The sequence below is a fragment of the Streptomyces sp. SM1 genome (genome assembly GCF_002910825.1).
GTDB lineage: Bacteria > Actinomycetota > Actinomycetes > Streptomycetales > Streptomycetaceae > Streptomyces > Streptomyces okerensis.
Map to the genome: position 1 here is coordinate 1 of NZ_NEUB01000877.1, position 5,043 is coordinate 5,043.

5 protein-coding genes and 1 pseudogene are annotated in these 5,043 nt (G+C 65.9%); 5 read left to right on the forward strand and 1 reads right to left on the reverse strand.

Going from position 1 to position 5,043, the window contains the following annotated elements; translation table 11 throughout:
* Positions 1-154 precede the first annotated feature (154 nt).
* Positions 155-1,360, forward strand: coding sequence for an ISAs1 family transposase (locus B9S61_RS29165; protein WP_103542832.1), 1,206 nt, complete (start codon positions 155-157; stop codon positions 1,358-1,360).
* Between the two features lie 20 nt (positions 1,361-1,380).
* On the opposite strand, the gene B9S61_RS41150 is transcribed toward B9S61_RS29165, so the two are convergent.
* Positions 1,381-1,908: a hypothetical protein gene (locus tag B9S61_RS41150; RefSeq protein ID WP_181007594.1), complete on the reverse strand. Its 528-nt coding sequence runs from the start codon at positions 1,906-1,908 to the stop codon at positions 1,381-1,383.
* A gap of 32 nt (positions 1,909-1,940) precedes the next feature.
* On the opposite strand from B9S61_RS41150, the gene B9S61_RS29175 reads away from it, so the two are divergent.
* From B9S61_RS29175 to B9S61_RS29195, 4 genes and pseudogenes are all read left to right on the forward strand, one after another.
* Positions 1,941-2,360, forward strand: coding sequence for a hypothetical protein (locus B9S61_RS29175; RefSeq protein WP_103544918.1), 420 nt, complete (start codon positions 1,941-1,943; stop codon positions 2,358-2,360).
* A 343-nt stretch (positions 2,361-2,703) separates the two neighbouring features.
* Positions 2,704-2,928, forward strand: coding sequence for a hypothetical protein (locus B9S61_RS29180; RefSeq protein ID WP_103544919.1), 225 nt, complete (start codon positions 2,704-2,706; stop codon positions 2,926-2,928).
* Between the two features lie 115 nt (positions 2,929-3,043).
* A complete protein-coding gene (locus B9S61_RS29185; protein ID WP_146064978.1) occupies positions 3,044-4,282 on the forward strand; it encodes a hypothetical protein in 1,239 nt (412 codons plus the stop codon).
* 385 nt (positions 4,283-4,667) lie between these two features.
* Positions 4,668-5,043, forward strand: a pseudogene (locus tag B9S61_RS29195) (IS5/IS1182 family transposase); the annotation flags it as partial.

Sequence of the window (5,043 nt, forward strand, 5' to 3'; positions counted from 1 at the left end):
CAGGGGCATTGCGCGATTGGGATTGGTCCGGTTCGTCGGTCTCGTCAGTGACGTGGCGTCATGTCCGTTGTGTGGCAAGGGACCCCGGAGAGCAGAGCAGGCACGGTGCTGGTGATCATGTGGTTGTCGAGACCCATGAGAACCGAGCGAGACCGTGCCTGCCCGAACATCATCGCCCATCCCTTCCGCGCTGGAGCAACTGGGCTCCCCGACTGATCCCCTCACCTCAAGCGATGTCGCTGACCTGCGGCGTTTCCTGATTCTGGTCGCCGATCCCCGCGATGCGCGAGGGCTGCGGTATCCGGCCCTCGCGTTGCTGTGCGCGGCCGTCTCGGCGGTGCTGACCGGGGCCCGGTCGCTCATCGCGATCAGCGAGTGGATCACGGATGCCCCGCAGCATGTGCTGGGTGTCCTCGGCTTCGCTGCCGATCCGCTTACCGGTCTGCGGCCGGTGCCGCACGCCGCAACCGTGCGCCGCCTGCTGCAGCGTGTGGACGGTGACGCGCTGGATGCGGCGATCAGCGCGTATCTGCAGGCCAGAACGCCGCCCCCGGTCGAGCCGGACGCGGAGGAGGGGCCGGTGCGACGGGTGATCGCGGTCGACGGCAAGGTGGTCCGCGGATCGCGAACCCAGACGGCCGCCGCGATCCAGCTGCTGGCGGCGATGGACCACCACGGCGTTGTCCTGGCCCAGCGGCAGGTCGCTTCCAAGAGCAACGAAATCCCCTCCTTCGCACCGTTGCTGGACGGACTCGAGCTGGCGAACACGGTGGTGACCGCCGACGCCCTGCACACCCAGCACGACCACGGGGCCTATCTGACCCGTCGCGGCGCGCACTACGTGGCCGTCGTGAAGAAGAACCATCCGGGCCTGTATGCCCAGGTCAGAACGCTGCCCTGGCGGGACATCCCGCTCGGGCACCGCACGCGCGACCACGCCCACCACCGCGACGAGGTCCGCCGGCTCAAGGCCGCCGCATTCAGCCACCTCGACTACCCCGGCGCCCACCAGGCCATCCAAGTCGTGCGCTGGCGACGCGACATAAGCGCCGGGAAGCTGACCATCGAGCGCGTCTACCTGATCACCAGCCTGACCGTTTTCGACGCCACCTGCACCGAGCTCGCCACCTGGATCAGAGGCCACTGGGGTATCGAGAACCTCCTGCACCACGTCCGGGACCGCACGTTCCGCGAGGACGACTCCAAGGTCCGCACCGGCACCCTGCCCCGCTCCATGGCCTCCCTGCGCAACCTCGCCATCAGCGTCTTCCGCCAGGACGGCCAGACCAACATCGCCGCCGCCCTCCGCCACACCGGCCGCGACTACCACCGGCCCCTACGAGCCCTCGGCCTCACGTGACGAACCCAGACAGATCTCGATCATGCAATGACCCTGACCTGCGAACTTCCGTATCTGTCGGATACGCCTCCCGAAGCCGTGACGGGATCCACGACCTCCTCGACGTCGAGACCGCCCGGGCGACCATTGACACCGTCGCTGACCTGCACGACGACCTCGAAGACGGCCTTGGCGTCTCGGGACCTGCCGCCCGGCGGGCTATCACAGCCGCTGCCACCGCAGTGCAGTACACCGGCACGGTCATCAGCCTGCGTCAGGCTCGACAGATCGTTGCCAACCCTCAGCTGGCCGTCTACGACAATCCCAACGCTCTGCTGATGTGTGTCTACAAGCGCGAAAAGGCTCTCTGCCATCGCGGCATCAAAGACACCCCGAGCCTTGATCGATGCGTCGCCGGCTGCGGGAACATTGCCCGCACCGACCAGCACATCACCAAGATCCTTGATCGCGCCGACCTCCTCGACCGGCGAGCGGCCCGCGTCCCGGGCCCGCTCGCCGACCGTTTTCGCCGCAACGCGGCCCGTCTGCGTGACCTCGCTGAGGCCCACCACCGCACCCGAATCACCCTCCAGGACACCGCATGAGCCCTGCACCCGATGAACGCGACCGCATCCATGCCGCCATGGACCGCATCCTGGCCGGGACGCCCGAGCACTCGGACGGCGCCCTGACCATCAAGTCCCTGGCTGCCGAGGCGGACGTCCCCCGCAACGCTCTCACGCAGCGCCACCTCGACCTGAAGAACGAGTTCTACGCGAAGGTCAAAGAGCGGGGTCAGCCGACCGACGTCGAAGTGCGGTTGCGCAAGCAGATCGTCAAGCTGAAGGAACTCCGGTCGGACGACAAGGACGAACTCGCCCAACTCCGCGCAGACCGTGAAGCACTGGTCAGGGTCGTCAATCAGCTGACCTTGGAGAACCGTCAGCTTCGCCAGCAACTTGCCTTCCCCAGCTCCTTCGTCCGGCTCCTACCCACCCAGCCTCAGCCGCCTGCAGGGTGAGCACAGGCGGCAACACCGAGCCGTGATGGTCCGTTGAACGAACTTCCGGGCGGCCAGCCCCGTCCACCAGGGATCAGGGCCATGCTGCACTCGGCGACGCAGATCTCGGCCTGGGCCGGTCGGATGCGGGGTGGGAAGCCGTTACCCGGAGGTCTGCGTAATTCCCGTTCATGGCGAGGATTTGCTGCTATTCTGCTGGTTCAGCACCTCAGTGCTTGGTTCAACGCGTCACTCACAGAGTGAGCCTGCGTTTGGAGCCCCTCCCGCCAGGAGGCGGAAAAAAAATCTCCCCATGGCCTAGGCCATAGCGCGTGGGATCCGTCTCCTGATCATGAGGTCACACATGGACACCCCAAAGTGGGCATTCCTGCTGGTGCAGTTGTTGCTGCTGGCACCCGTCATGCTCGTCATCGTGTTGGCGTCGCCGGTGCTGGTCGGCTCGCTTTTCTCCAGCGACCTGCGCACCTTCACCCTGGCGCTGCTCCGCGAACTCGGTGGGTGGATGCACCACCTGGAGGGCGATGGGCGCCCTGATTCCGCTGGTGAGGGGGGCGAGCGCATCGGATAGACGCAGAAACAGGTAGACAGCTGGCTGGGGGCACTCTCAGGACCGTCCCCAGTCAGCCTCCTCATCGCCCCAGGCTCACTCGCGGGATGTCAGTGGCGGGTCGCACAATGCGCTCATGAGAGATATGTCATTCGCACGAGGCGGGCTGTTCGGCCAGCGGGAGCTGCGCGAGGTACTGAACGCCGAGATGGCCGGCCTGCAGAAGGCGGTCCTTGGCTGGAACGCCGAAGAGCTCCTGCAGACGCCTGAGGCCGACGTTGTCGACTACCTGGTCGAGAAGCATTTCCTGACCTGCCCGCAGCTCGACCGGGACGGCATCCACCAGCTCCCCGTGTCCGAGACCACCGTGAAGTTCCAAGACATCGCCGGACGCACCATTCAGCGCCAAGCGACCGTGATGACTATCGCGGTCCCGTTCAGGGGAGAGTCGCGCATCTTCTTTCTCAGGCCCAGTCGCCACCGGCTCCGGCAGTGGACCACTGAGGTGAAAGAGAATGAACTCCACATCCGATGGTCCGGAGAGACCGGCGCCCACGAAGCCGCCCGGCGATACTTCGATGAGGAGCTCGACGACATCGAGCGACACCTCGGTTGGGCCTTGGCGCAGGTCACACCTCACAACGAGCAACTCCGCGACCTCTCCTCCAGTCTGGTCCAAAAACGTAGAGCGAAGCTCTTGTCAGACCGGAACATGGAAGAGGCCCTCGGGTTCCCCGTCCGCCGGCGCGAGAGCTCACCCGTCTATGCCACGGCGATCAACCGCCGCAAGATCATCTCTCGCCCCCGCCCTGAAGCAAAGGGCCCCTTCAAGCCCGAGCCGGTGCTTGCGCTTGACGACTATGAGGAAGTACTGAAGGTCATCGGGCATATCCGCGATGGGCTAGAACGCATCCCCGCTACAGCAGCCAAATTGGGCGAAGAAGACATCCGCAACCAGATCCTGATCGGTCTCAACGCAACCTTCGAGGGCCAGGCGGCGGGTGAGGTCTTTAACGGGAACGGCAAGACGGACATCCTCGTCCGCGAAGATGGCCGGAACATCTTCATCGCCGAGTGTAAAATCTGGAGCGGCCCCAAGGCGATCACTGATGCCCTGGACGAACAGCTCCTACGCTATCTCGTCTGGCGTGACACTAAAGCCGCCTTCCTGTTGTTCATCAAGGAAGGTAATCCCAGCGAGATCATTCGCAAGGCCGCCGAGCGGATCGGCGAGCACCCCCAGTGCAAGCGACTCCTTTCCTCGGAGGAGAACGAGCGGCACGACTTCGTGTTCCAGTCCACCAACGACAGCACTCGAGAGATCCGCCTCGCCTTCATCCCGTTCGTGCTGCCCGGCCCGACCCCACGGCAGTGACTCAGCCCCGGACCCAGCACCCCTCTGATGGCGCCCACCGAGGACGAGGCCTCAACACGTCGAACTTGACAGGGAAGCCGCGATCCTCGCGCACCGCGGGGAGGCCGCCCGCGAACGGGCGCTGCCCGGAATCCTTACTCGCCTGCCTGAGGAGACCCGACGAAAGATCATCGCGACCGAATTCTTCACCCGGCTCACGACCGGGCCCCTCCCCAACGCTCGCGCCAACACGCATCGGCTCACTGAGTCTTTCCCGGTAAGCGCCCGTCGCTCGCTGTGATCGCGATGCTTGCGCTGCGGCCCGTGCGGTCCCCAAGTCCGGGCAGACGTAAGGCCCCTGGTAGGAACGATCTTGCGACGGATTGTTCTGACCGAGGGGCCTCACGTGCCGACCAGTGTCACATACACCGCGGTGCTCGATGTGAAGCGGTCCACCGCCGAGCACCTGGCCCGGCTGCTGCGCGATCACCGCGTCGCGGCCGGAACCCGCAGGGGCAGGCGTGCGCTGGGCTGCTTCCCGCAGGCGGTGCTCGTCCTGCGCTGGTTCATCGACGGCACCCGCCTTTCCCAACTCGCCCGCGACAACGGCCTGTCGGCCTCCACCGCATACCGCTACCTCCATGAGGGGCTGACCGTTCTGGCGGCCGGGGCACCGGACCTCGCCACCGCGTTGGAACGCGCGAAGGCGGCCGGGCTGACGCATCTGAACCTCGACGGCACCGTCATCCGCACCGACCGCGTCGCCGCCCCCGGCCCCAACG

Bases quoted from the DNA above. Each gene is read 5' to 3' on its own strand.
- B9S61_RS29175 (WP_103544918.1), top strand. From the start codon at position 1,941: ATGAGCCCTGCACCCGATGAACGCGACCGCATCCATGCCGCCATGGAC.
- B9S61_RS29180 (WP_103544919.1), top strand. From the start codon at position 2,704: ATGGACACCCCAAAGTGGGCATTCCTGCTGGTGCAGTTGTTGCTGCTG.
- B9S61_RS29185 (WP_146064978.1), top strand. From the start codon at position 3,044: ATGAGAGATATGTCATTCGCACGAGGCGGGCTGTTCGGCCAGCGGGAG.